Origin of the sequence: Cytobacillus kochii, from assembly GCF_044790165.1 — a bacterium.
Taxonomy (GTDB): Bacteria; Bacillota; Bacilli; order Bacillales; family Cytobacillaceae; genus Cytobacillus; species Cytobacillus kochii.
This window is the reverse complement of sequence record NZ_CP085254.1, coordinates 895,250-917,765: the sequence shown is the minus strand read 5'-3', so window position 1 is coordinate 917,765 and position 22,516 is coordinate 895,250. Positions and strand designations below refer to the sequence as shown.

At 36.2% G+C, this 22,516-nt stretch carries 21 protein-coding genes and 1 pseudogene; 8 read left to right on the top strand and 14 right to left on the bottom strand.

The genetic code is table 11. From position 1 onward, the window contains the following. Positions 1 to 43 precede the first annotated feature (43 nt). Together LG276_RS04915 and LG276_RS04910 are read left to right on the top strand one after the other, a co-directional pair. On the top strand, positions 44 to 886 hold the full coding sequence (locus LG276_RS04915) for a hypothetical protein (RefSeq protein ID WP_224934719.1): 843 nt from the start codon (positions 44 to 46) through the stop codon (positions 884 to 886). Positions 887 to 1,185: 299 nt separating this feature from the next. Next, the gene (locus LG276_RS04910) at positions 1,186 to 2,505 is read left to right on the top strand and encodes an alkaline phosphatase (RefSeq protein ID WP_224934717.1); all 1,320 of its coding nucleotides are present in this window, start codon (positions 1,186 to 1,188) and stop codon (positions 2,503 to 2,505) included. A 40-nt stretch (positions 2,506 to 2,545) separates the two neighbouring features. Here the strand turns inward: LG276_RS04910 and LG276_RS04905 are convergent, their stop codons facing one another. The 5 genes from LG276_RS04905 to LG276_RS04885 form a co-directional block, all read right to left on the bottom strand. Beyond that, positions 2,546 to 2,926: an SLAP domain-containing protein gene (locus LG276_RS04905; RefSeq protein WP_224934715.1), complete on the bottom strand. Its 381-nt coding sequence runs from the start codon at positions 2,924 to 2,926 to the stop codon at positions 2,546 to 2,548. A 600-nt stretch (positions 2,927 to 3,526) separates the two neighbouring features. Continuing rightward, positions 3,527 to 3,736: a hypothetical protein gene (locus tag LG276_RS04900; RefSeq protein ID WP_095370390.1), complete on the bottom strand. Its 210-nt coding sequence runs from the start codon at positions 3,734 to 3,736 to the stop codon at positions 3,527 to 3,529. A 163-nt stretch (positions 3,737 to 3,899) separates the two neighbouring features. Continuing rightward, positions 3,900 to 4,760 carry a helix-turn-helix domain-containing protein gene (locus LG276_RS04895; RefSeq protein WP_224934713.1) on the bottom strand — a complete coding sequence of 287 codons (861 nt, stop codon included), beginning with the start codon at positions 4,758 to 4,760 and terminating at the stop codon, positions 3,900 to 3,902. 1,044 nt (positions 4,761 to 5,804) lie between these two features. Next, a complete protein-coding gene (locus tag LG276_RS04890) occupies positions 5,805 to 6,263 on the bottom strand; it encodes a DUF3888 domain-containing protein (RefSeq protein ID WP_224934712.1) in 459 nt (152 codons plus the stop codon). 55 nt (positions 6,264 to 6,318) lie between these two features. Beyond that, positions 6,319 to 6,735 carry an NUDIX hydrolase gene (locus LG276_RS04885; RefSeq protein ID WP_224934710.1) on the bottom strand — a complete coding sequence of 139 codons (417 nt, stop codon included), beginning with the start codon at positions 6,733 to 6,735 and terminating at the stop codon, positions 6,319 to 6,321. Between the two features lie 414 nt (positions 6,736 to 7,149). Between LG276_RS04885 and LG276_RS04880 the strand changes: the two genes are divergently transcribed. From LG276_RS04880 to LG276_RS04865, 4 genes are all read left to right on the top strand, one after another. After that, positions 7,150 to 7,707, top strand: a complete 558-nt coding sequence (locus tag LG276_RS04880; RefSeq protein ID WP_251162715.1) for a copper resistance protein CopC — start codon at positions 7,150 to 7,152, stop codon at positions 7,705 to 7,707. Positions 7,708 to 7,710: 3 nt separating this feature from the next. Then, the gene (locus LG276_RS04875) at positions 7,711 to 8,811 is read left to right on the top strand and encodes a copper resistance D family protein (protein WP_251162716.1); all 1,101 of its coding nucleotides are present in this window, start codon (positions 7,711 to 7,713) and stop codon (positions 8,809 to 8,811) included. A gap of 396 nt (positions 8,812 to 9,207) precedes the next feature. Next, positions 9,208 to 9,492 carry an autorepressor SdpR family transcription factor gene (locus tag LG276_RS04870; RefSeq protein ID WP_095370398.1) on the top strand — a complete coding sequence of 95 codons (285 nt, stop codon included), beginning with the start codon at positions 9,208 to 9,210 and terminating at the stop codon, positions 9,490 to 9,492. Next, positions 9,473 to 10,111: an SdpI family protein gene (locus LG276_RS04865; protein ID WP_251162717.1), complete on the top strand. Its 639-nt coding sequence runs from the start codon at positions 9,473 to 9,475 to the stop codon at positions 10,109 to 10,111. Before LG276_RS04870 ends, LG276_RS04865 begins: the two co-directional genes overlap by 20 nt. Positions 10,112 to 10,159: 48 nt before the next feature. Here the strand turns inward: LG276_RS04865 and LG276_RS04860 are convergent, their stop codons facing one another. The 4 genes from LG276_RS04860 to LG276_RS04845 all read right to left on the bottom strand — a co-directional run bounded on the left by LG276_RS04860 (position 10,160) and on the right by LG276_RS04845 (position 14,623). Next, a complete protein-coding gene (locus tag LG276_RS04860) occupies positions 10,160 to 11,809 on the bottom strand; it encodes a DASS family sodium-coupled anion symporter (RefSeq protein ID WP_251162718.1) in 1,650 nt (549 codons plus the stop codon). Between the two features lie 154 nt (positions 11,810 to 11,963). After that, positions 11,964 to 12,293: a DUF3870 domain-containing protein gene (locus tag LG276_RS04855; protein ID WP_224934700.1), complete on the bottom strand. Its 330-nt coding sequence runs from the start codon at positions 12,291 to 12,293 to the stop codon at positions 11,964 to 11,966. 66 nt (positions 12,294 to 12,359) lie between these two features. Continuing rightward, positions 12,360 to 13,469: a muconate/chloromuconate family cycloisomerase gene (locus LG276_RS04850; RefSeq protein ID WP_251162719.1), complete on the bottom strand. Its 1,110-nt coding sequence runs from the start codon at positions 13,467 to 13,469 to the stop codon at positions 12,360 to 12,362. A gap of 572 nt (positions 13,470 to 14,041) precedes the next feature. Beyond that, entirely contained in the window at positions 14,042 to 14,623 is a 582-nt protein-coding gene (locus LG276_RS04845) for a TetR-like C-terminal domain-containing protein (protein ID WP_224934697.1), read from the bottom strand. A gap of 160 nt (positions 14,624 to 14,783) precedes the next feature. On the opposite strand from LG276_RS04845, the gene LG276_RS04840 reads away from it, so the two are divergent. Then, positions 14,784 to 15,536 carry an SDR family NAD(P)-dependent oxidoreductase gene (locus tag LG276_RS04840; RefSeq protein ID WP_095370404.1) on the top strand — a complete coding sequence of 251 codons (753 nt, stop codon included), beginning with the start codon at positions 14,784 to 14,786 and terminating at the stop codon, positions 15,534 to 15,536. A gap of 166 nt (positions 15,537 to 15,702) precedes the next feature. On the opposite strand, the pseudogene LG276_RS04835 reads toward LG276_RS04840, so the two are convergent. Then, positions 15,703 to 16,105: pseudogene (locus LG276_RS04835) on the bottom strand (cytidine deaminase). A 100-nt stretch (positions 16,106 to 16,205) separates the two neighbouring features. On the opposite strand from LG276_RS04835, the gene LG276_RS04830 reads away from it, so the two are divergent. After that, positions 16,206 to 16,727, top strand: coding sequence for a topology modulation protein (locus LG276_RS04830; protein WP_251162720.1), 522 nt, complete (start codon positions 16,206 to 16,208; stop codon positions 16,725 to 16,727). Positions 16,728 to 17,024: 297 nt separating this feature from the next. Here the strand turns inward: LG276_RS04830 and LG276_RS04825 are convergent, their stop codons facing one another. The 4 genes from LG276_RS04825 to LG276_RS04810 form a co-directional block, all read right to left on the bottom strand. Then, positions 17,025 to 17,348, bottom strand: coding sequence for a nucleoside triphosphate pyrophosphohydrolase (locus LG276_RS04825; RefSeq protein WP_251162721.1), 324 nt, complete (start codon positions 17,346 to 17,348; stop codon positions 17,025 to 17,027). Positions 17,349 to 18,059: 711 nt separating this feature from the next. Beyond that, a complete protein-coding gene (locus tag LG276_RS04820; RefSeq protein WP_224934666.1) occupies positions 18,060 to 18,602 on the bottom strand; it encodes a competence protein ComK in 543 nt (180 codons plus the stop codon). A gap of 1,100 nt (positions 18,603 to 19,702) precedes the next feature. Beyond that, a complete protein-coding gene (gudD, locus tag LG276_RS04815; protein ID WP_224934664.1) occupies positions 19,703 to 21,061 on the bottom strand; it encodes a glucarate dehydratase in 1,359 nt (452 codons plus the stop codon). 18 nt (positions 21,062 to 21,079) lie between these two features. Continuing rightward, positions 21,080 to 22,435, bottom strand: coding sequence for an MFS transporter (locus tag LG276_RS04810; protein ID WP_224934662.1), 1,356 nt, complete (start codon positions 22,433 to 22,435; stop codon positions 21,080 to 21,082). Between the last annotated feature and the right edge of the window lie 81 nt (positions 22,436 to 22,516).

Sequence of the window (22,516 nt, the reverse complement as noted above, 5' to 3'; positions counted from 1 at the left end):
GAACACTTTATTAGCATTAAAACTAATAAGGAGGCAGCATCATTTGAGAATCATTGATACAGTTGGAGATTTTGTGAGCCATTATCAGCCAACATCCGAATACTTAGAACAGTACTATCATCAATTTCAAGCAGACTATGATGTTTATTTTGCCCATCATTGTTTACATATTGAAACAAAAAAACGAGCTGCATTGAAGAAACACTCACCTAAGCTACCAGAACTTTTACCGATGAGAGACTTATTTCTTGAACACATACCAAAAATACTTCAACGATATGAAGAGATGTTTGATGTGAAATATACTAAAACAGTCCGCTTGCTCGTCGGCTTATACGGTAGCAATGCCTTTGTGTATCAGCAATATCATCCTGATGTAGCCTTTTGTCTAGAAAAACTCCCCTATAACGAAACCTATATTAAACTTATTATTGCCCATGAGTTTGGACATGTCATGCATTATTTATATAATGACATCTATTCGCAAGATTGGCATCTTGTCAATTGGACTCATCCCTATACATGGCTCTTACAAGAAGGCATCGCAACGACCCTTTCCACGCTATTAGTAGAAGCACGATTAGACGAACATTTCGCCTTTGAAGAAGACAGAGAGTGGCTTGACTTCGCTCAAAAAAATGAAAGTTTGATCGCGAAACAGTTTCTTTGTGATATGAAGACCATTAACGATAGTCATACAATTTATAAAGAATGGTTCTCTATTAATGGAGGGAAAAACTTCAAGCAGACCCGCTTAGGCTATTACCTTGGCTATCAAATCGTTATCGCATTATTAACACAGTATGATATAAAAGAAACATTCACCATTTGGAAAGAAGATGACTTTCTTTCTATAATGGAACAACAGCTTACAAATATGACATGACAGACATCGCGATTTGTAGTAGTCCCCCTTCTACTAATCGCGATAAGCAATCATGTGTGTAAAAGCCCTTTACACCCCCTTCACGCAACTTTTACATAAATTAGAACAAAAGTGCGATTGCCACAACAAGTTCAGCAAGCATTCTTTTCTTTCATTCGTAAAAACCCTTCTAAATCACTCCTTTCTGCCACTAATTACCCATTTTTTCTTCTTTACTCTTTTTTCACCCTCTCTTTATCAAGCGTTAAAAATTCCACCTTATAGTTATCTTGTACAAACCATTTTAGGGGGGAAGAAACATGTTGAAAAAGACTTGGAAAAAGAAACTATTGTCACTCGCACTTGTATCTACCATTGCTGTCGGGGGCATCTCTACCGTACTACCTGAGCAAGAAGTAGAAGCGAAAGGGAAGCCAAAGGGGAAAGATAAAGCACAAAATGTCATTTTCCTTATTCCTGACGGTTTTTCCGCAGCCTATGCAACAAACTATCGTTGGTATAAAGGTGAGGATACCGTTCTTGACTCGATGAACATAGCGATGCAACGTACATACTCAGCGAACTCCAATATTACAGATTCAGCAGCTGCCGGAACAGCGATGGCAACTGGCGTAAAGACCAATAATGGTATGATAAGCACCGATCCGACTGGTAAAGAACTAAAAACGATTTTGGAAGAAACAGAAAGAAAAGGGAAATCATCTGGGCTAGTTGCCACTTCAACGATTACCCATGCGACTCCAGCAGCCTTCGCTTCACATGTCGCTTCTCGTGCAGATGAAGCAGATATTGCTCCTCAATTACTCGACAATGATGTGGATGTCATCTTAGGTGGAGGACAAAAATACTTTACTGACGAATTAATGGATGAAGCAAAAGACGACGGATACCAATTAGTTACAAATAAAAGAGAATTGGATCGTGTGAAGAAAACGAATAAAGTGCTTGGTTTATTTGCCGAAGAAGGAATGGCACCGGAACTTGATCGCGAAGGCACACAACAGCCTAGTCTAGCAGACATGACGGAAACGGCTATCGATACATTGAAAAAGAATAAAAACGGCTTCTTCTTAATGGTGGAAGGAAGTCAAATTGACTGGGCAGGGCATGCGAATGATGCAGCATGGGCAATGAAAGACAGCGAAGCTTTCGAAGAAGCTGTCATTGAAGCAATGGATTTCGCTAAGAAAGATGGCAATACGCTTGTTGTTGTAGCTGGAGATCATGATACAGGCGGAATGTCTGTTGGCGGTTACGGAAATGGTAGTGCTAATGTGGAAATGCTACGAGATGTGACGGCTACAGGTGACTATATGGCATCCAAACTTAATAAGAAACGGACAAACGCTAAGAAGGTGCTAAAAGAATATGCAGCGATTGATTTAACGAAAGCTGAAGTCAAAGCAATCAAAAATGCTGATAATCCAGCTTCATCCATCAATCAAATCATTTCAGAAAGGGCATCTATCGGTTGGACAAGTACCGGCCATACAGGAATTGATATCCCCGTTTACACTTATGGCCCAGGATCAGAACTGTTTACTGGCACAATGGAAAATACAGATTTACCAGTAAACATGGCAAAAGCGATGAAAATGAACTTTAAGCCTGGAAAATAAAAATGAAACAAGCCATCTCCAATCAGTTGGAGATGGCTTTTTAATCTACTAAAACTAACCTTCCCGCGCCTCTTTCTAATACATCCCCCGCACCCGGAAATATAAACGTCCATGGCATTGACGTATTTGGCTCAACAAGTATTTGATTCGTTGTAAAAATATGTTGAGCAAGTGAGGTTCCATCCTCGGCTAAATAAGACACAGCAGTATGCTCTAAAACAAAGGCTTCTTTCGTTGTATTTTGAATCAGTACCGAAATCAATAAGTCCTCTCGGTGATTTTTTGCTTGCCAAATAGAGGTAAAACCAATCATTCCCTTATGTAGATGAGGAACAGATTGACTATAAATCCCCTCAATCTCTTTACGGTCCTTTTCCGATAAGGTAGAGGCCCATTTTTCTTGAAAAACTAATGAATGCATAGCTTCATCCCTTTCCTAATTAACTTAATATTAGACATTTAACTGGTAGAAGTAAAATGAAATAAAATTACCTTAATTAACATCTGAAAGATTTTATAATAGAGAAGAGGACATACGAAGCTTAACGGACGGTTCGAATAGTAAGAACATTAACAGAATAACCTTGTTTTTACTAGGATTGGACAAAGAAAGTGCTCATGCATGAACTCAATTTAACCTATTAAAAGCAGCTCCATGTTCAATATACTTTACTCAAAGGAGTCCTTATCTTGATTGTAGGTACCATTGATATAACCGGTTCTATATAAGTACAGTGGAAAAAACTCTTAACAAAGGAAACATATAGCGAAAACGCTTGGCTACAACATGCCACAAACCAACTGGCTAGAACTTTATTCACTTTTAAAAGTCCTGACAAAAGCACGTGGACAACAAAGTTGAAAAGTATTGTCATTTTACATTATTAAAGAGGAAATAAATTTAATCACCAAAACAGTCATGACACAGTCATAACCGGATGGATAAAGGAAAAAAAGGGAACCACACAAGATTTGTGTGGTTCTTCAATGAAGACAGATTCATTTGACTAGCTACCGAACATCAATTCACTTTTCTATGTTGCTGATTTAACTTCTGGATAATCGTCTGATAAAACTCCACTTTTTCCTTCTGCAACAAAAACATCTGATGATTAGGGTTCTCCTCTTGCATTGGTCGTAAATCATCAAACAACGTTTTATGAACATTTACAACATCCTTAAGAATATCAATAACGGCATCTAATTCCTTTTCATTCAATCTCTGTGACATAACGAGTCCATCTTTCTATATTTGAATTGAGTTTCTTATTTCCACTTAAAAATGAGTTTAATATATTTTTTTACCTCCCTACTTGGTATAGTATGAGTTTTATTTATTCAATATTTTAACTCAATTTTCTAGGTAGGATAAATTCATGTCATATTTGAAAACACTAATGTTCTAAAAACTTCTCTAAATATTCTTCGTGGTTTACTGCTAATAGGATTGAACCTAAATCATGCATAATTTGTATTGCACTTTTACATTTTTCAATTCCTTTTTCTTTTTTCTGTGTTTTTATATCGTACAAACCTTTTAAGAATAATAGTTTGGTTTTCTCAAAATATAGGACTTTATTTTCAAGCATTTCATCTACTATCTTGATAAAATATAATGATTCTGAAATTCTGTTGCCTTCAATACAAAAAACAGTTGCATTTAACAATATACCTACAACTTCATCTCTATTTACATTTAAATTCATATAAAGTTTAGACCTTTTAAGTATCTCTTTCGAAAACAAAATAACTGAATCAAGTGTTAATATACTCAAAGAATTCCCAAATAAAATATTTTCATAATAACCCCATGTTTCAACAGACAGCAAATAATCACTCAAATATGTTTTATCTTCGGCTGATATATCGTATTGATTTCTCAAATCACAAACTAAGGCACTAATCATTATTGAGTTAAGTTTATATGTATTTCTTTTGGTTTCACTATATTTTGCTAATTCCTTTTTTTTAAGGGTTTCTAATAAAATAATATTATTACTTTCATACGCAGATCTTACGTTATCTAACATTACTTCGTGTTCCATAAGTTTGTAATCATTTGCAATAAAACGAAATTCTTCTAATGTTATATTCATCTTATTAAGTAATGAATAAAACTTAGAAAGAGAAATATCTGATTCATCACGTTCAAATTTTGATAAAAATGAGACACTAATATCTCCTTGTGCTATATCTTTTAATGAGAGGTTTTTTGCCAGCCGTATGGTTCTAAATACATGACCAATTTTATTCATAGTATCCTCCGATTTTCATATATGAAAAAAAACAGGAATTATTATTTATTTATATTATCATTATTAGGAATAAATTCATACAAAGGTGGTATGTAAATTGTTAAAAATTATCTTCAAATTACTCACAACTAGCTTGGGCATAACAGTAATTATCGGTGCGAGAAGCATCATTACTACTTTATAGATTTAATACTATTTTCTCCTAGAGCCCTATCAGGGTTCATTCTTTTTATAGGGCTTCCTACATGTTATTTTACATTTTTTGCACATTATATATTAATGTAAAGTGTATATTATTAAATAAAAAACTATACAATGGACAACCAACAAAGAATTTAACCTTCGTAAGCATCGAAACACACGTTACTTCAATATAAATCTACATTATTATTTAATTTCATTACAAAACCCCTACTAAGGTATTTTCCCTTCAATACAAATATCAGAATACCAGTTTGGCTTAACAATAAGTAGAGGTAACTATCTTTTTATATTTACATTAATAGTTAAATTATAAGAAAAATAGTCCTGAATAAACAGAACTATTTCTTCATTTTTAATATTTAATATGATAGTGTCAAATAGTTTTCATTAGTGTATAGAAGTATTGCCCATTGTTCAGTTATTGGTAAGTTTACAGATGAATGGGCGTGTGCAGCTACTTCATTATTACTATCCGATAAGTCAATTGACCAGCCTGTCGTTAATAATTGAGGCGCATTTTCGAATCTTTATGATTTCCGAAAACAGTTAATTCTGTTTCTGTTCAGTCTTTTATCCTACATGAATACCACATCGACTTTTAATGTAAAATAACAGCAATGAGCATGAAGAAATGATTCGAGAACTTAATAAATATAATAATGAACAAAGCAGGGAGCGCCAACAAGAAGAAGGTTAATAAGGCTGTACCTATTCCTACAAAGTCAGAAGAATAAGGGTTAAAAAAAGTAAACATCCCCAAATTATCATACTTATTAATCCCGCTATGAACCCGACCACTCTAGATATCTCTTTCAACCCAATCTCCTCTCTTCCATTGAACTAACTCCCCTTATACACAGCCTCTCTATGCTTATAATCTAATAACTCAACTTCCGTAGATGCTAAGCTCTTATTGTTTTTCTGTGTGTTTAAGGATTGAGGCGAAATGCCAAAAGTAATTGTATCAACACCCAATTGACTAGACTTATTATTATCATATGGCAATACCGTTAAACTAATCAGAAAAGAATGTCCCAGTTCATTACCTTTCTTCCATTGCTTCATTTCAACAACGTTATAGTCTTTTGCTTGCCAGTCAAATTGGATCACAGTATCCTTTTGATAATAATCATTTACTGCATTCCTTACCTCATCATTCAATATAGCTAATACAAAATGGTCTACCACTTGTTCCTTATCTTTGGCATCATGTTGTTTATATTCTTCAGCATGTACCTTCTCCAGACATACATGGCAAGCAAGTAAATATATAAGCAGAAAAATGGCGAATTTTCTCATGAAAAACATCTCCTTTTTAACATTTTTTGCTAATGGAGATCGTTTTATACGAAAACTAATTTCCCTCAAAATAATAAAGGGCAGATTGTTTTAATAAATAATGAATACCCTTTTGATGATAAGGCATCCAAGTTTCCGCTTCTGCGATACTCATCCATTTCACCTCTTCTATCGTCTCCCTATCATTTATTTCAATCTCTCCACCAATGATTTTCGCCTTAAAAGTAAAGAAAATCGCATGAAAATTTTCCTTTTCCATAAAGGCTTCATTAATTGAGACAATATCGCCAAGTGCAATATCCAAACCTGTTTCTTCCTTTGTTTCTCTAATTGCTGCCTCTAACAATGTTTCGCCTTTCTCTACCCCTCCACCAGGTGGGGACCAATTATTATGTTTAATATTCTTTACCATCAAGATATTTTCTTCGTTTTCGTCGACAATCAGTGAATAAGCTACATCTACTCGATTCATTAACTTTTCTCCTTTTGTAAATATTTTTATCATTTAGATTTTAACGACAAAAGATGATAAGAACAATATTTTTAATTGACGAGAAATATATATGAGGGATTTATGGAAAGATAAAAAGGATTCGACGTACAACCTAAGGTAATTAGATACAGGATTTTTACATACAAATTCCATATTTTCTACACATTAATGTCATGAATCTAACATTTTTTCTACATTGGTGTTCTCTTTTTTTAATTGATTGTGTTTAATTGTTAAGTGAAGGGACCACCTATCTCTACTTAAGAGACTGTTTAGTCATAACAGTATTTTAGAAATTCACAAAAACGACACCAATCGTACACAGGTAAAAGGTTGTATCTCCTTTCTCAATTTAGTACGCTAATTACGAAAAAAAGTTTTGGGGGTCATGATATGAAAAAATTATCTATGCTACTGTTCGTAGTGACATGTTTATTTATTAGCACCAATACCGCTTTTGCACATACTCATTTAGACGGTTCAAACCCTGAAGATGGTGCGACTGTAACGGAATCAATTGATACGATTCAATTATATTTTGACACTGTTATAGAAGATAACGCTTCTTTGCAAATTGAAAATAGTGAAGGAGAAGTAGTCGAGGCGAGTGACATCACTGTTAAGGAAGATGAGTTAATCGCTACTTTCTCTGAACCGATCGCTAACGGTAATTATACGGTAAGCTGGGAAATCATCGGAGTAGATGGTCATATTATGCAAGAATCTTATGGCTTTGAAGTCAATGTTCCTGAAGAAGAGGTAGAAGAAGATACAGCGGAAATGGCTCCATCTACAGAAAATGAGGAGCCAACTGTAGAAGAAGACGAGACAACACCATCCAACGAAACAGCGGATGAAACGGAATCAAACTCAAACGGGTTATTGATTGGTATTATTCTTGTTGCCATTGTTGCGATTATTGCGATCATCTTATTAAAAAGGAAAAAATAATCGATGTTTTTTATAACCATTTTGAGTGAGGCACTTCTCTATTTATGTTTTGCTCTTCTTGCAGGCACCTTTATTTTACGATGGGTGCCTGCAAATTCTAAGCCACCTGTGAAAGTATCCATCTCAATACAATTAGTGGCGACAATGGGGATTGCCGTATTATCTTTCATTCCCTTAATACAATTAGTTACCCATCTCGCCAAACTTGATGGCCTAGGTTCTGCCTTTGAAAATATATTACTCAGTTTCCGCGTAGGGAATGCTTGGCTTTTCACATTCATCATTTGTATCGTTCTGGCATTTTACATTACCCTTTTTGGTGAGGATAAAAGAAAGGTTTCCATTATTGGAGAAATGATTCTTCTCTTCCTTCTTACCATCGGTGTCGCCTGGTCAAGCCATGCTGGCAGTATGCAAGGAGTTTATGGTATTGGAATTCATGCCCTTCATCTAATTGCTGTTTCTGCTTGGGCAGGGGTATTACTCGTCGTATCCTGGTTTTCACGGGAAACAACTAGTTGGTTGCCTTTTCTAAAATGGTTCCATCTAACAGCCATTATCTGCTTTTTACTGATTGTTTTAAGTGGTATTCTTCTAACGAATGTGACGACTGCTGAAACAGATTATAAAGATGCATTATTGGTTTCATATGGTCAAGGGCTATTGCTAAAACTGCTTTTTGTTATGCCTTTAACTTTATTCGCTTTGATCAATGGGATTTGGATGAAACACCGCCTAAAAAAAGAGTCTTCGTTCAACCCGAAACCATGGGTACGTGCAGAATTTCTTATCATAACCATTATCTTTATCCTTACAGGTATTTTTAATGAGCAGTCTCCACCAATGAACATCGACAATCTAATTGCTCATAGTGGCTATGCACCGATATTAAATCTTTTCTATCAAGGAACACTTGAAGGAATTTCAGTTTCATTTATTTTCACTGAAGTGAGCATCATATTCGGCATCCTTGCCCTTAGCTGCCTTGGTGGAAGCTTAGTCCTCTTTAAAATGAAACAACATGTTGCACTTTCGTTTTTAGCTTCTGTTTTATTTGTATTAATGGCATACTTCGCAATGATACAAAGCATCGCAGTTAATTAACATTGAAACTATCTTTAACACGAAAAAATGTTGGTTTAACATTAACATTTTTTCGTGTTATTTTTTTCGTTTCTTTCAATTTCATATGGTTAAAGATGTTCAAAGTTTGTCCTCAATTTTTTGGCCTTTTTACTTCTTCTTATTCAGGTCCTTCTCCTTAATACACTTCCTTTTCAATAATGAATGATACATATCCCCCTTTTACATTCACATATATAACGATTATGTTTCATTCCCAAACGATCCTATACATTCATAATGGGGGATGAATATTCCTAAACTTAGAGACGATCGCAAACCTATTTAGAAATTTTTCGAAACAGATAGTGATTTTTTACATATCATGTTATATAATCTATTTAGAGATATTTCTAAATAGATTAAAGAGGTGTTATCGTGGGGTTTCCAGATACATTTAAGGCTCTTTCAGACCCTGTGCGTAGAGAGATTCTTGTTTTACTGAAAGATAAAAAGCTATCTGCCGGTGAGATTGGGAAGCATTTTGAAATGACAGGAGCAACCATTTCTTATCACTTATCACAGCTAAAAAAGGCAGACCTTATACTTGAAAGCAAGTATAAGAACTTCATTTACTACGAATTGAATATTTCCGTATTTGAAGAAATTATGCTGTGGTTTACACAATTTGGAGGGAAAGAAAATGACAAGAAAAATGAATAGGACACTTGTGATTACGACGTTACTTTGTTTACTTCCTATTATTCCTGGCTTGATTGTATATCCTGATTTACCTGATCAAATCGCCATCCACTGGAATACAGCAGGTGAAGCTGATAATTTCACCTCCAAAGCCATTGCTGTGTGGGGATTGCCCCTATTAATGGCCGTCATTCACTTATTTACTATTTTTATGATAAATAATGACCCAAAGAAAGAAAATACCGCTAAAGCACTCAAACAATTAATTATATGGGTAATTCCAATTATGACGCTTATCATCGTCCCCATCACCTTATTCAAAGCACTCGGCTATGACATCCGTATTGAATCTATTGCCCCTATTCTGGTAGGACTCATTATCATCATTTGTGGAAATTATATGCCTAAAAGTAAGCAAAATTTCACGGTAGGAATCAAGCTACCTTGGACACTTACAAGTGAGGAAAATTGGAATAAAACCCATCGATTAGCCGGTTATTTGTGGATTATTGGTGGGCTTGGTATGATACTCACTGGATTTATCAACTTTGCTCAGATTCTCATCATGATTATTTTAGTTGTGATTATTGTCATCATACCAACTGTTTATTCTTTTGTGCTCTATAAAAAAGGGATATAAGTAGAACAAAAGCCTTCTCCTATACAAGGAGTAAGGCTTTGTTTTATTTTATTTCAAAGCTGATGGATATTCGAACAAGTTCAGATCAAATACCATTGGATAAACGAAGTAAACAAATAAGATGATAAGAACGATTGCTAAAATAGAGACTAATGTTCCTCTTCTTAACATATCAACAATCGTTACTTTCCCTGTACCAAAAATAATTGCTTGAGATGGTGTACCAATCGGTAGCATGAAAGCAAAACCAGCACCTAAAGCAACAGCTGTCATTAATGGTAACGGATGTGCATCAATTGCTAACGCAAGCGTAGCCGCAATAGGTACAAATATAGTTGTCACAGCAGTATTAGGGGCAATCTGAGTAATACCAATTGCTAATAAGGTCGATATAGCCAGAATGACAATATATGGCGTTCCTTCTAACAATAATAGCTGACTACCAACCCAAGATGATAAATCGGTTTGACTGAATCCAGCCGCAATGGCTAAACCTCCTCCGACCAAAAGCAAGACATCCCAAGGCATTTTCTTAAGAGAATCCTGACCGAGTAATCTTCCTCCGTGCTTTTTAGATGCTGGGATTAAATAAAGTAATAAGGCACCGGTAATCGCAATCATTGTGTCACTTATGCCCGGAATGATATCTGTCCAGAGGAAAGATCTTGTTAACCACATAAAAGCCGTTAATGTGAATACTAACCCTACTGCCTTTTCCTCAAAACTCATTTTTCCGAGATTTTCCTTCTCATCTATTACGAATTGTTTTCCTGATTGCAGGCTTTTAACATTCATGGGGTAGGCAATTTTAGTTAAATAAAAAGCTGTTGCAATACCTAGAATGAGGATCATTGGAAAAGCAAATAAAAACCATTTAGCAAATGATATTTCTATACCGAACATTTCAGTTACTAATCCTGCCAATATCAGATTCGGTGGCGTTCCAATCAGTGTCGCACTTCCTCCGATAATTCCACCAAAGCCAATAGAGAAAATGATAGATTGAGTGAACTTCTTTTCTTCTGCAAAAGTATACTGTCCCTCTTTTTTCATTAATTCTCCTACTTTGAAAGCAATCGCTGTTCCTATCGGTAACATCATCATTACAGTCGCCACATTAGAAATCCACATAGAAAGAAAACCTGTCGCGAACATAAATCCATATACTAGACCTGACGTACTTGTTCCTACAAGGCTAATGATTGACAACGCGATCCTTTCATGAAGATTCCATTTCTCAATCGCAAGCGCAATCGCAAACCCGCCAAGAAAGAGGAAAATATTAGGATCCCCGTAACTACTTGCTGCTTCACTACCAGATATTGCTCCTAATAAAGGTAATAATACAATCGGTAACAAGGAGGTTAATCCTAAAGGCATGACCTCCAAAATCCACCATGTTGACACCCAGGCTGTAATAGCCAGGACTGCTTTTCCTTCATCACTCAATCCATTTAATGGCAGTATCAACCAGATCATGAAGAATAGAACAGGACCTAATAGTAATCCGATAACCTGACTAGTTTTGTACGAACCTTGATTGTTTGTACGATTATTCTTTTCCCCTTTATCGCTTGATGAGGTTGATATCACACTTGTCTCTTTCACTTCACGTAAACTAGCAAATGTTAATAAATCTTTCGACCGCTTATGCGATTGCCAAAGCGTTTGATTCACTTGTTTAAATAGATTACTCATTTTATCTAACTCCTTTTTAAAAACGCTTTCATTATGGGTAAAAAAAATGGCCCTCCAAAAAGCAACACAGTTAATTAGTGCTCTTTTTAAAAGGCCGAATAGTTTATCTAGTTTTATTTCAAGTAGAGTCTTGAAATCGTAAATAAACGGGCAATTATTCAGTTGGTTTTTTTAGAAAAGTATCACGATACTTCTGGTGCGCGACTTTTAAGGCTACAATTAAAGCTTGTTGTGAAGGAATAATACAGTTCATCTCTATATCTAAAATCAAGTCTGATATATCTATACTAAAATCTGTCCCAATAATCATTCTCTTCAAATAATCTTTGGCAAGTCCTGTCATAAAAGTAGAATCGACATTAACAATCGTATGACTTTGTTTATTTATCTCTAGCATGATTCCAATCTGTTTATTATTTTCATACATAGGCGTATTTTGGGGAGCCTTCGCATACGCAGTTAAGAAAGCTGTTGACATCGCCATTTATAACACTCCTTTAACCATACAGTTAATTCTATTCTATCAGAATATTCTGCCCTAACCACTTTTTTATCTTTGGTAAAATTCAACTTTATCCTTATCTATTTCCATTCCAAATCCAGGACCGTCTGGAATAATTAACTCAAAATTTTCGAAGCGCAAATTGTCTACTGTTAGACGATCCTTAAATAATAAAGGACCAAACAATTCAGTACCAAATGCAAATTCGCCTATTGTAGAGTAAACCGAAGCACAGACAGCTGTTCCTAATGTTGATTCAATCATTGTCCCACCATAAAGGCTAAACCCAGCACCTTCAGCAATAGCTGCTACCTTCTTCGTTTCTAATAATCCACCATGCTTACACGGTTTAAGGGCAATGCTATTCCCCGCACGCAGTTTAGTAATCTGAAAAACATCATGGATAGAATTAGCTGCTTCATCAGCCATAATTGGAACAGCATATTTCTCTGTTAATCTAGCCATTCCCTCTAAGTTCCAAGTGGGTAATGGCTGCTCTACCATTGAAACACCACCTTCTTGAAGTGCTGCAATACAATAATCAGCAGTTGTTTCATCCCATGCCTGATTAATATCTACCGTTACTCTTGCTCGATCACTCACGGAGCGAATAATCTCCAATACATGGTTCACATTTTTATATGGATCGCCCTTCCCTATCTTCAATTTGAAAATTCTATGACGCTTTTCCTCTAAAAATCGTTCCGCCTCCGCGATGTCTTTAGCTGTATCGCCACTTGCCAATGTCCACGCAAGTGGGAGAGAAGAATGGATTTTCCCCCCAAGTAATTCATATGCTGGTAATTGTTTTTCTTTTGCTGCTAAATCAATTAACGCTGACTCGACTACAGATTTAGCAAAATAATTCCCTCTAACCACTTTACTTAAATCGGCCATTATTTTCGCATAATCACTTGTATTTTTACCAATCAAATGCGGTGTAATGTAAGTATCAATATTGACCTTAATCGCTTCCGGTGTACCTTCTCCATAAGATGCACCACCGATCGTAGCTACTTCTGCCCAACCTTCTTGGCCTTCTTCGTTTTGAATACAAACCAATACTATCGCTTGTTTGGTAATTGTGTGCATCGCCAACTGATGTGGTCTAATTGTTGGAATATCTAAAATAAAACTATTAACTGAACGAATCTTCATTCTGTTCTCTCCCTTTGACAATCCATAAAAAACCTTCTAAATAAATGGATAGCAGTACACCATCTATATTTCAAAGGACGGGCGTTTACTAATGGAGATTAAAAAAGGGAATTTTTAATCGTTAATAAACAGGCTGCTTTACAGAAGTTCTTTTTTAAAATCATTGTTCCTAAAATTAAATCCAAATCTGGTTATATCATTCATCTCTAACGATTCCATCGTCGGTAACATTTATCTCCTATGCTCTTTTCAATAAAACTAGTAATTGGAGATATGCGTACATGCTTCATGATGAAGTATTTCCACTCTGAAACTTTCATTCTAATATATTGACTTTTCAAAGCGCTTACATGTTTATTGTCACAAGCTAACTACTCTCGTTTACCCATACCAATATAAATAGGCTATCTCAAATACAACCGTCACCATACATTTGACAGTTATAGTTTAAGATAGCCATTCGTTCATTAGTTGTTATTACAGAAGGTTATTCTCTAATAGCTAATGAATAGGCATTAAGTTTGATTAGTTACTATTATAATCTCTAATTCTGAATTTTCAAGTACTTTTTTCTATTTTAAATAAAAAGGCCCCTTCGCCGCTATTAAGGTCAATTCTTCTGCAAGTTTTTGCGATGATATCGGAAATCCCTCTTCTAGCCACCATACAATGGACCCAATCGTACCGCTTAAAATATGAACTTCCCTTACTTTTCTCTCTGATTCGCTTAAGGCAGGAGTTTGTGTGACCGTACCAAAACCTTGGTTTGTAAATTTAATCATCCATTCTCTTAAAGCTACTGTAAATAATGGCAAACGATGCTCCACTAATAAGCAATGATAAAGCACTTGTTCACTTTTAATATATTCTAATAATTGCACTAAACCTGGATAAGGCTCTTGTAGTGATTTATGTTCTGGAAGAGAAGGAACACTATTTACGATATCCGACCAATGTTGGAAAAGGCGATTAACATAATAGGTAACAAAAGCTTGTAAATCGGCAAAATGTAAATAAAAGGTCGTACGGTTGATTTTCGAAGCTTCCGTTAGCTTCTTAATATTGATTTGCTCGATGGCATCTGATTGGAGTAAATTTGTAAAACCTTTGCACAACAAATCAAAAGTTTGCAACACCCTTGGGTCTTTTATCACAAAATCACCATCCTCAACACATACTTTATTTATGTCTATCTTCTTAGAAAATAAGGTTTCTTTGTACCTAACAACATCTCAAATAGTTTATCATTTAAATAGACAAGGTGTCTAACACTGAACTTGTCGACCAATTTTATTCGCAAAAGGGGATGTTTATATGAGTAAGAAAACAGCAGTTATAACAGGTGCAGGTGGAGGAATTGGACGCGCTTCTGCGATTAAATTAGCAGAAGACGGTTTTAACTTAGTCATCGTTGACTTCAATGAAACAATTGCCAATGAAACACTCGATCTAGTAAAAGAAAAAGGGGTGGAAGCCATTTTCATTAAAGCAGATGTATCTAATGCGGATGATGTTAATCATTATGTCCAAAAAGCAGTGGATACTTTCGGCACCATTGATGTATTTTTCAATAATGCTGGAGTTGTACAAAAATTCTCGATGTTCACTGATATCGAAGAATCCGAATTCGATCGTGTGATGAATATTAATACTAAAGGAGTTTTCCTTGGAATGAAAGCGGTTTTAAAAGTGATGGAACAACAAGGCCATGGACACATCATCAATACCGCTTCTACTGCTGGCGTTCGTTCTGAGCATAGTGCTGCAGCCTATTCTGCCAGTAAACATGCTGTAGTTGGTTTAACAAAAGGGGCTGCACTCGAATATGTATCAAAAGGGATCCGTGTAAACGCCATCTGCCCCGGTGGCGTAGCCACTCCACTGACTAAAGGAGTGGAAGAACAAATGAAAACAACTGGTTATGTCCCTGCTGAAATCAGTGTGATGCGTATGGGTAGATATTCTGAACCTCAAGAAATCGCGAACGTGGTGAGCTTCTTAGCATCTGATGCATCAAGCTACATGACTGGGACAACAGTGATGGTTGATGGTGGCTTGACACTATAATTTTTCACAATAAACCACATCTGAACATAAAATCAATTTTAAAAATGATTTTATGAAGGGTGTGGTTTTATTACTACTTACACAAATAGCTTTTATTTGATTATATTTATACATTAATCCTAATCAACGCAACTTTTCTACTTTGCTATTAAAGCGCTCGATTTCTTCAGTTTGGATAAGCATTTGTCCAATGAAAAGGTTGAAGTTCTCCTAAAGGAACAAACTTAAGTAGCTTTTCTTTTGTCGTTACTCCGACTCTTACTTTCGGTCCCCAATAGCGCAAACGCTCTTGACAAATACCACATGGTGAAAGAACCTTGAAGGGGCTATTCTCATTATCACGGACGACACATAAACAATGTGTGACATCAATATTAAATTTATGTGCTTCACAAATGGCACCAACTTCAATACATAACTCCGTACTAGCGTTAAACGTGACTGGTGCGACACTAATGAGATAACGTTCATCACCAGTATGAATCAATCACAGCCGCTCCACCCCACCCTTTAGGATAGCGCTCTTCAATAAGTGTGATGGCTTGGTTGTACATTTCTTCTTCAATCATTCTCTTTTCCTCCTATTGACAGTTACTATCATTTTAAAGGAAAATGAAGCTCTCTAATAGCGTTAATTAAGCTTATGTAGAAGAGGAGTGAGTGTGTCGTATGAAGAAAATCATGGTTATAGGTGTATCTGCAGGTGTTGGCAAGTCTACTTTTGCTCGAAAACTTGGCAAGAAGCTACAAATAGATGTCCATCATTTAGATACCTTATACTGGCTCCCCAATTGGAAAGAATCAACAGAAGAGAGATTCATTCACCTTCAACAAGACATTATAAAACAACCTGAATGGATTATTGAGGGGAATTACACTAGTACCTTCCCCATTAGAACAGCAGCAGCAGATACAATCATCTATTTAGAACTCCCTCTCTCCACCTGTCTCTACCGGATTTTTAAACGCCGTATCCAATTTCATAAAAGATCAAGACCTGAAATAGCTGAAGGCTGTCATGAAAAAATTGACTGGGTATTCTTTAAGTTTATCGTGACTACTTATTATAGAAGAAAGAAAAAAATGCATGAGCGGTTTCGTAAATATAAAGATACTAAGCCAAATTTGAAGATAATCACACTTAGAAGTAGCCAGGAAATAGCAGCGTTTTTAACAAAGGAAGAACTCTAGAGCCTTAACCCCTCTAGAGTTTCCCTATGCAAATTACAGCGTTTCCTCTATTTGATATACTTCTTTTCTCTCTAAATATGATATCCGTAATTTCACCGATGGCTAATACTTTCCCTCCCTCAAACATCCTCCCCATGATTTAGCACCCAATAGACAGTCTTTCTGTTGTAAAAGACAGCGTCAACGAACTTATAAGGAAATGTGACATAACAAGAAAATCTATGAAGCATGCATCATGTGCTTTCTTATGTATCCTTTTGTAGTACCATTGATTTTGCCTTAAACATTATAATAAACTTATTCTTGCACATTTATCAAAAGCACCCTACCCTCGAACCTTCCTCTTTGTTGAGCTTTTGTCCTTCTAATCTCATCTAATACATCCGTTGACATTTGTTGGGCTTCTGCTAATGCATAAACGACTTCGAGAATATCAGCTAACTCTTCACCTTGATCCTTCAAGTGCCCTGCCTCTAGATATTCATTCACCTCTTCTTGAAGTTTATCTTTAAGTGCCATTGTATATTCGGAGTGAGATAGTATTCTTGTATTGTATGATTTCCCTGACTTTTGGATGATGTCGGGAATTCTATCACGCACTAGTTTGTTATAAGTTGGCAAGAGAAGTCTCCTTTCTATCTATCATAATCGAGATTGACTCACGCTAATACTAATCAAAATTCACGGAACTAGCTTTAGCGCTACTCATTTTGCGAATTCAATGGCAGGGTGGTCGTCTTTTATTAGAAGCGACTTTACTGCTTGACCTGCTTATGTGACAAATTCTTCTTTGATTAGTAGCGATTTCACTGGTTGCCCTACTTATCTCTCTAATTCTTCTTTGATTAGTAGCGATTTCACTGATTACCCTACTTATCTCTCTAATTCTTCTTTGATTAGTAGCGATTTCACTGGTTGCCCTACTTATCTCAATAATTCTTCTTTGATTAGTAGCGATTTCACTGGTTACACTACTTATCTCTCTAATTCTTCTTTGATTAGTAGCGATTTCACTGGTTGCCCTACTTATCTCTCTAATTCTTCTTTGATTAGTAGCGATTTCACTGATTACCCTACTTATCTCTCTAATTCTTCTTTGATTAGTAGCGATTTCACTGGTTACCCTACTTATCTCTCTAATTCTTCTTTGATTAGTAGCGATTTCACTGGTTACCCTACTTATCTCTCTAATTCTTCTTTGATTAGTAGTGATTTCACTGGTTGCCCTACTTACACGACAAAGTCTTCTTTTAATATAGCGACTTTACTCCTTGACCTGCTTATATGGCAATAACTCGTTGATTCTCGAACTGACTCTTCGTACGTATAGTATCATTCTGATTTATACTCTTCCTTTTCTTCACTAATCATTCCAGGGAGCTCCATTAAAGGAACGGATGATTGCTTATTTATTGAATCTTGAATTTGTCCACGAAGAAGGCGTGCTTGGTCCCACCTTTTCTTAGCTTTATTACAGCTTATAGAAAGATTGAAATAATAACCGCTTGTTAAAATTATTTTTGTCATATTTTTATTGAATGGTTGCATTTCATGAATATGGGCTAGAGAAACAAATGTATTATCAATATCGTATTGAGATGAAAAATAGAACCAATACATATCCTGAGCCCCCCAAATACGAATAGGCGGTGTACTTTTTTTATCTAGCTTGTACTTAGCAGCTTGGAGAGCCCCTTTATAGGTCATTCCATACTCTCTCAAACTGTCTTTTACAATGGCTATTGGTGGTTTTTCCACAATAAAAGTTGTATTCTTTCCTTCGATTACTTGTGTATGAATATAGTTATTATGTACATTTATCGCTTTTAAAGCTTCCGTTTTGCCCTTCAGTAAATAATCAGTACGGTTTAGCATTTTTATCCCCTTTCTTATTTACTTATTTTCAATTAAGTAAATTAAGGGTATACTAACATCATGTTGGTATACCAACTGCACAGCGCTCAAGTCCGATGTCTGCCAGGACTGACTTGAGTGCTTTTATTTTAATTAGCTCTCCCCTAAGCTTCACCTCCTTGTCTATCGAACCAAAGAATGAGGTTACAAAAACAATGCATGTTATTATCAAGAAAAACATCTGATTACTTGCTTTCAATACCCCTTCAAATGTCTTCCAACTGGCTATTGTATACTCGAACGATCCCTTAAATCCCTCCATTCTTTTTTTATGAGCTTCGTATTTGAAAGGGGAGATTCATAAACAATATTCATAGATTAGACTTTGTTTAATGGCAATTGCTTCTTTGCCAACAGGGGACCAAAATGAAATGAAGAGTTCTTTATGCCCCAATGATTCATGTCGGCAACTAATGGTTGAACCATCTTCTCATCTCGATATTTCTCCGCTAACTCTTTCTCTATACGTAACTGTGTTATTACTTTTTTAAAATGGCGCGTTCTATGAAGACCTTTAATCTTAGCCCTTATAACATATGGAACAAATTCTCAACCTGACATTGTCTTCATGTTAAAATAAAAAGTGAGAAATAAAATGGTTCGTTATTCTTTAATACTCGAATAAAGTCCCTCATCTCCCACCGCTCACTTATCTCTATCTTTCTCTTCACACTCTCATCAAAAGAAATAAAGATATTCATCGTTTCTAAAAGACATTTTGTCGTATCTCCACCTATTGACTCAAACCCAAGCACAAGCCTTTCACTGCGACTAGTACATCAATACTATAAATATGATTAACTACCAAGACCTTTATCTTAGTAATTATACATATTTTTCTAAATATTTAAAATATATTTCGTCATATTTTTTCATTTTTTTTATTTACTTTAACTCTAGCAGTTAAATCCTTCTAGTTATTCACCTTTATCGCCTTCATACTGACAAGACTTATTTGATCGTACACAATTGGTCTTAGATCTTACATAATAGTAAGTTTTAGAAAAGCTAAATAAACACCAGGACACAATCCTGGTGTTATCTGAACCGTTTATTTATCCTTATCTAACCATACAAGGTTTCTTCGGATTAAACTGCCAATTTGGAATTAAGTATTGCATACTTTTGGCATCATCTCTGCTGCCAAGTCCGTATGTTTGATAGAGTTGATGAGCATCTGCTAGTTTCTCTCTATCTATCTCAATGCCTAAGCCCGGTTTTTTTGGTACTTCGATTTTTCCTTCTTTTATTATGAAGGGGTCTTTTGTTAGATGCTGACCTTCCTGCCAAATCCAGTGTGTATCAATAGCAGTTACTTTCCCTGGTGCACTAGCTGCGACATGGGTGAACATCGCCAGCGATATATCAAAGTGATTGTTAGAATGCGATCCCCATGTTAAGCCAAAGTCCTTGCATGTTTGAGCAACTCTCACAGAGCCTTGCATCGTCCAAAAATGGGGGTCGGCAAGGGGTATATCAACAGCTTGTAAGCGAATACTATGTGCCATTTGTCTCCAATCTGTGGCAATCATATTAGTTGCCGTTGGTAAGCCTGTTTCTAAACGAAACTCAGCCATAATTTCTCTAGATGAGAAGCCATTTTCAGCCCCACATGGGTCTTCTGCATAGGCAAGTATATGATTTTTCCCTTTACATAATGCGATGGCTTCATTTAAGGACCAAGCCCCATTAGGATCAAGTGTCACTCTAGCATGAGGGAAGCGTTCTTTAATGGCTATAATGGATTCCATTTCTTCTTCTCCATTAAACACGCCGCCTTTTAGTTTAAAGTCTTTAAATCCATATCTTTCGTATGAAGCTTCAGCAAGGGCTACCACCTGCTCTGGTGTGACAGCCTCTTCATGACGTAACTGAAACCAACGACTATTATCGCTTGATGGTGATTCATACGGGAGATCTGTTTTATGGCGGTCACCAATATAGAATAAATAGCCTAATACTTCAACTTGATCACGTTGCCTACCTTCTCCTAGCAAGTCCGATACAGGTACATTCAGATATTTACCAAGTAAGTCAAGGAACGCCGATTCGATAGCTGTAACAACATGAATGGTTGTACGTAAATCAAAAGTTTGTTGTCCTCTTCCTGCTACATCCTTGTTAGCAAATGCTTCATTGACCTGTTTAAGCACTTGTTGATAAGCACCAATTGAACTCCCCATGATTATTTCTGTTGCAGCTTCTAGCGTTTGACGAATAGATTCTCCTCCAGGAACCTCACCTACTCCCATTCGTCCAGAATGATCATGCAAAATTAAGATGTTTCGAGTGAAAAAAGGGGCATGCGCGCCACTTAAGTTCAAGAGCATGCTGTCTCTACCTGCAACAGGGATGACCTCCACCTTTGTGATAACGGGTGCTTCTTTAGCTATCATTTTATCTACTATATTTGCTTCCATACCTTTCTTCCTCCCCTATTAAACTTTCTTCAATTCTACTCGCTTAATTTCACCTACAAGGAATAAATAACTTAATATTGCGACTAAAGCGCTCGCACCAACAAACAACAACGCCATATTAAAAGATCCAGTTGTGCCTACAATATAGCCAATAATGATTGGAGTAGTAATACCTGCTACATTACCAAAAGTATTAAACAATCCTCCACTCACACCTGACATCTCTTTCGGAGAAGTATCCGCAACAACGGCCCATCCCAGAGACCCAAATCCTTTGCCAAAAAAAGCAAGGGACATTACAAAAACAACTACCCATTCTGTGGTCACATAGTTAGCAATGACAAGGCTCATAGAGAGAAGTAAACCAGTAATAATTGGTATTTTCCTTGCTGCCGTTATCGAGACACCCTTCTTCAATAAGAAATCAGAGAACGTTCCTCCCAATATACCACCAATAAATCCACAGATAGCAGGTAATGAAGCAACTAAACCTGCCTCTAATATATTCATACCTCTTTGATCCACTAAATAGACCGGGAACCATGTTAAGAAGAAATAGGTCAATGTCGTTATGCAATATTGTCCTAGGTAGACGCCGAGAAGCATTTTATTGCTTAATAATTGCTTTATATATTGCCAGTTCGGCCCTTGCTTTTTCTCCACTTGATTGGCCGCAGTATCCATATCAACTAATGCGCCGCCTTCTTTTATATAATCTAACTCTGCTTGATTAATTTTAGGGTGATCTTTTGGATTGTATATCGTTTTTAACCATACAAAGGCTACAATGATTCCGATGGTCCCCATGAAAAAGAAGACATATTCCCAACCAAAAGTGAAGGTGATATACCCCATAATAGGTGCGAATAGAACGGTAGCAAAGTATTGGCCTGAATTGAAGATTGCTGCGGCGGTCCCTCTTTCCGCACTCGGAAACCATGCTGCTACAATTCGGCTATTTGCAGGGAAAGATGGTGATTCTGCCAACCCTACAAAAAATCTTAAGGCAAATAAAATGATGACAACTGTTGTGACTGATTGAAATGAACCTATTAATCCTTGTACCAAAGTAAACAAAGACCATAGGAAAATACTCCAAAAATAAACACGCTTAGAGCCAAATTTATCAAGCAACCATCCACCAGGAATCTGCCCTAATACATAGGACCATGCAAATGCAGAAAATAAATACCCCATCATAACAGAATTTATACCTAGATCACTTGATAGCGCTGGACCGGCAATTGATAAAGTAGCACGATCAGCATAGTTGATAACTGTGACAATAAAGATCATTAAAACAATTAACCATCTCGCTTTTGTTTTCTTTCCGGTTGCTGGTGTTATTTGTCTTTCCGATTTAAGGACTGCCATGGTAATCACCCTCTTTTATTTTATTGAATGTAAGCGTAAACAATCTGCTGTTTTTTTAAATGATGAGTAGGTCACGCTGCC

Coding starts and splice junctions, on each gene's coding strand:
- LG276_RS04910 (WP_224934717.1), top strand. CDS start 1,186: ATGTTGAAAAAGACTTGGAAAAAGAAACTATTGTCACTCGCACTTGTA.
- LG276_RS04905 (WP_224934715.1), bottom strand. CDS start 2,926: ATGCATTCATTAGTTTTTCAAGAAAAATGGGCCTCTACCTTATCGGAA.
- LG276_RS04900 (WP_095370390.1), bottom strand. CDS start 3,736: ATGTCACAGAGATTGAATGAAAAGGAATTAGATGCCGTTATTGATATT.
- LG276_RS04895 (WP_224934713.1), bottom strand. CDS start 4,760: ATGAATAAAATTGGTCATGTATTTAGAACCATACGGCTGGCAAAAAAC.
- LG276_RS04890 (WP_224934712.1), bottom strand. CDS start 6,263: ATGAGAAAATTCGCCATTTTTCTGCTTATATATTTACTTGCTTGCCAT.
- LG276_RS04885 (WP_224934710.1), bottom strand. CDS start 6,735: ATGAATCGAGTAGATGTAGCTTATTCACTGATTGTCGACGAAAACGAA.
- LG276_RS04880 (WP_251162715.1), top strand. CDS start 7,150: ATGAAAAAATTATCTATGCTACTGTTCGTAGTGACATGTTTATTTATT.
- LG276_RS04875 (WP_251162716.1), top strand. CDS start 7,711: ATGTTTTTTATAACCATTTTGAGTGAGGCACTTCTCTATTTATGTTTT.
- LG276_RS04865 (WP_251162717.1), top strand. CDS start 9,473: ATGACAAGAAAAATGAATAGGACACTTGTGATTACGACGTTACTTTGT.
- LG276_RS04860 (WP_251162718.1), bottom strand. CDS start 11,809: ATGAGTAATCTATTTAAACAAGTGAATCAAACGCTTTGGCAATCGCAT.
- LG276_RS04855 (WP_224934700.1), bottom strand. CDS start 12,293: ATGGCGATGTCAACAGCTTTCTTAACTGCGTATGCGAAGGCTCCCCAA.
- LG276_RS04850 (WP_251162719.1), bottom strand. CDS start 13,469: ATGAAGATTCGTTCAGTTAATAGTTTTATTTTAGATATTCCAACAATT.
- LG276_RS04840 (WP_095370404.1), top strand. CDS start 14,784: ATGAGTAAGAAAACAGCAGTTATAACAGGTGCAGGTGGAGGAATTGGA.
- LG276_RS04830 (WP_251162720.1), top strand. CDS start 16,206: ATGAAGAAAATCATGGTTATAGGTGTATCTGCAGGTGTTGGCAAGTCT.
- LG276_RS04820 (WP_224934666.1), bottom strand. CDS start 18,602: ATGCTAAACCGTACTGATTATTTACTGAAGGGCAAAACGGAAGCTTTA.
- gudD (WP_224934664.1), bottom strand. CDS start 21,061: ATGGAAGCAAATATAGTAGATAAAATGATAGCTAAAGAAGCACCCGTT.
- LG276_RS04810 (WP_224934662.1), bottom strand. CDS start 22,435: ATGGCAGTCCTTAAATCGGAAAGACAAATAACACCAGCAACCGGAAAG.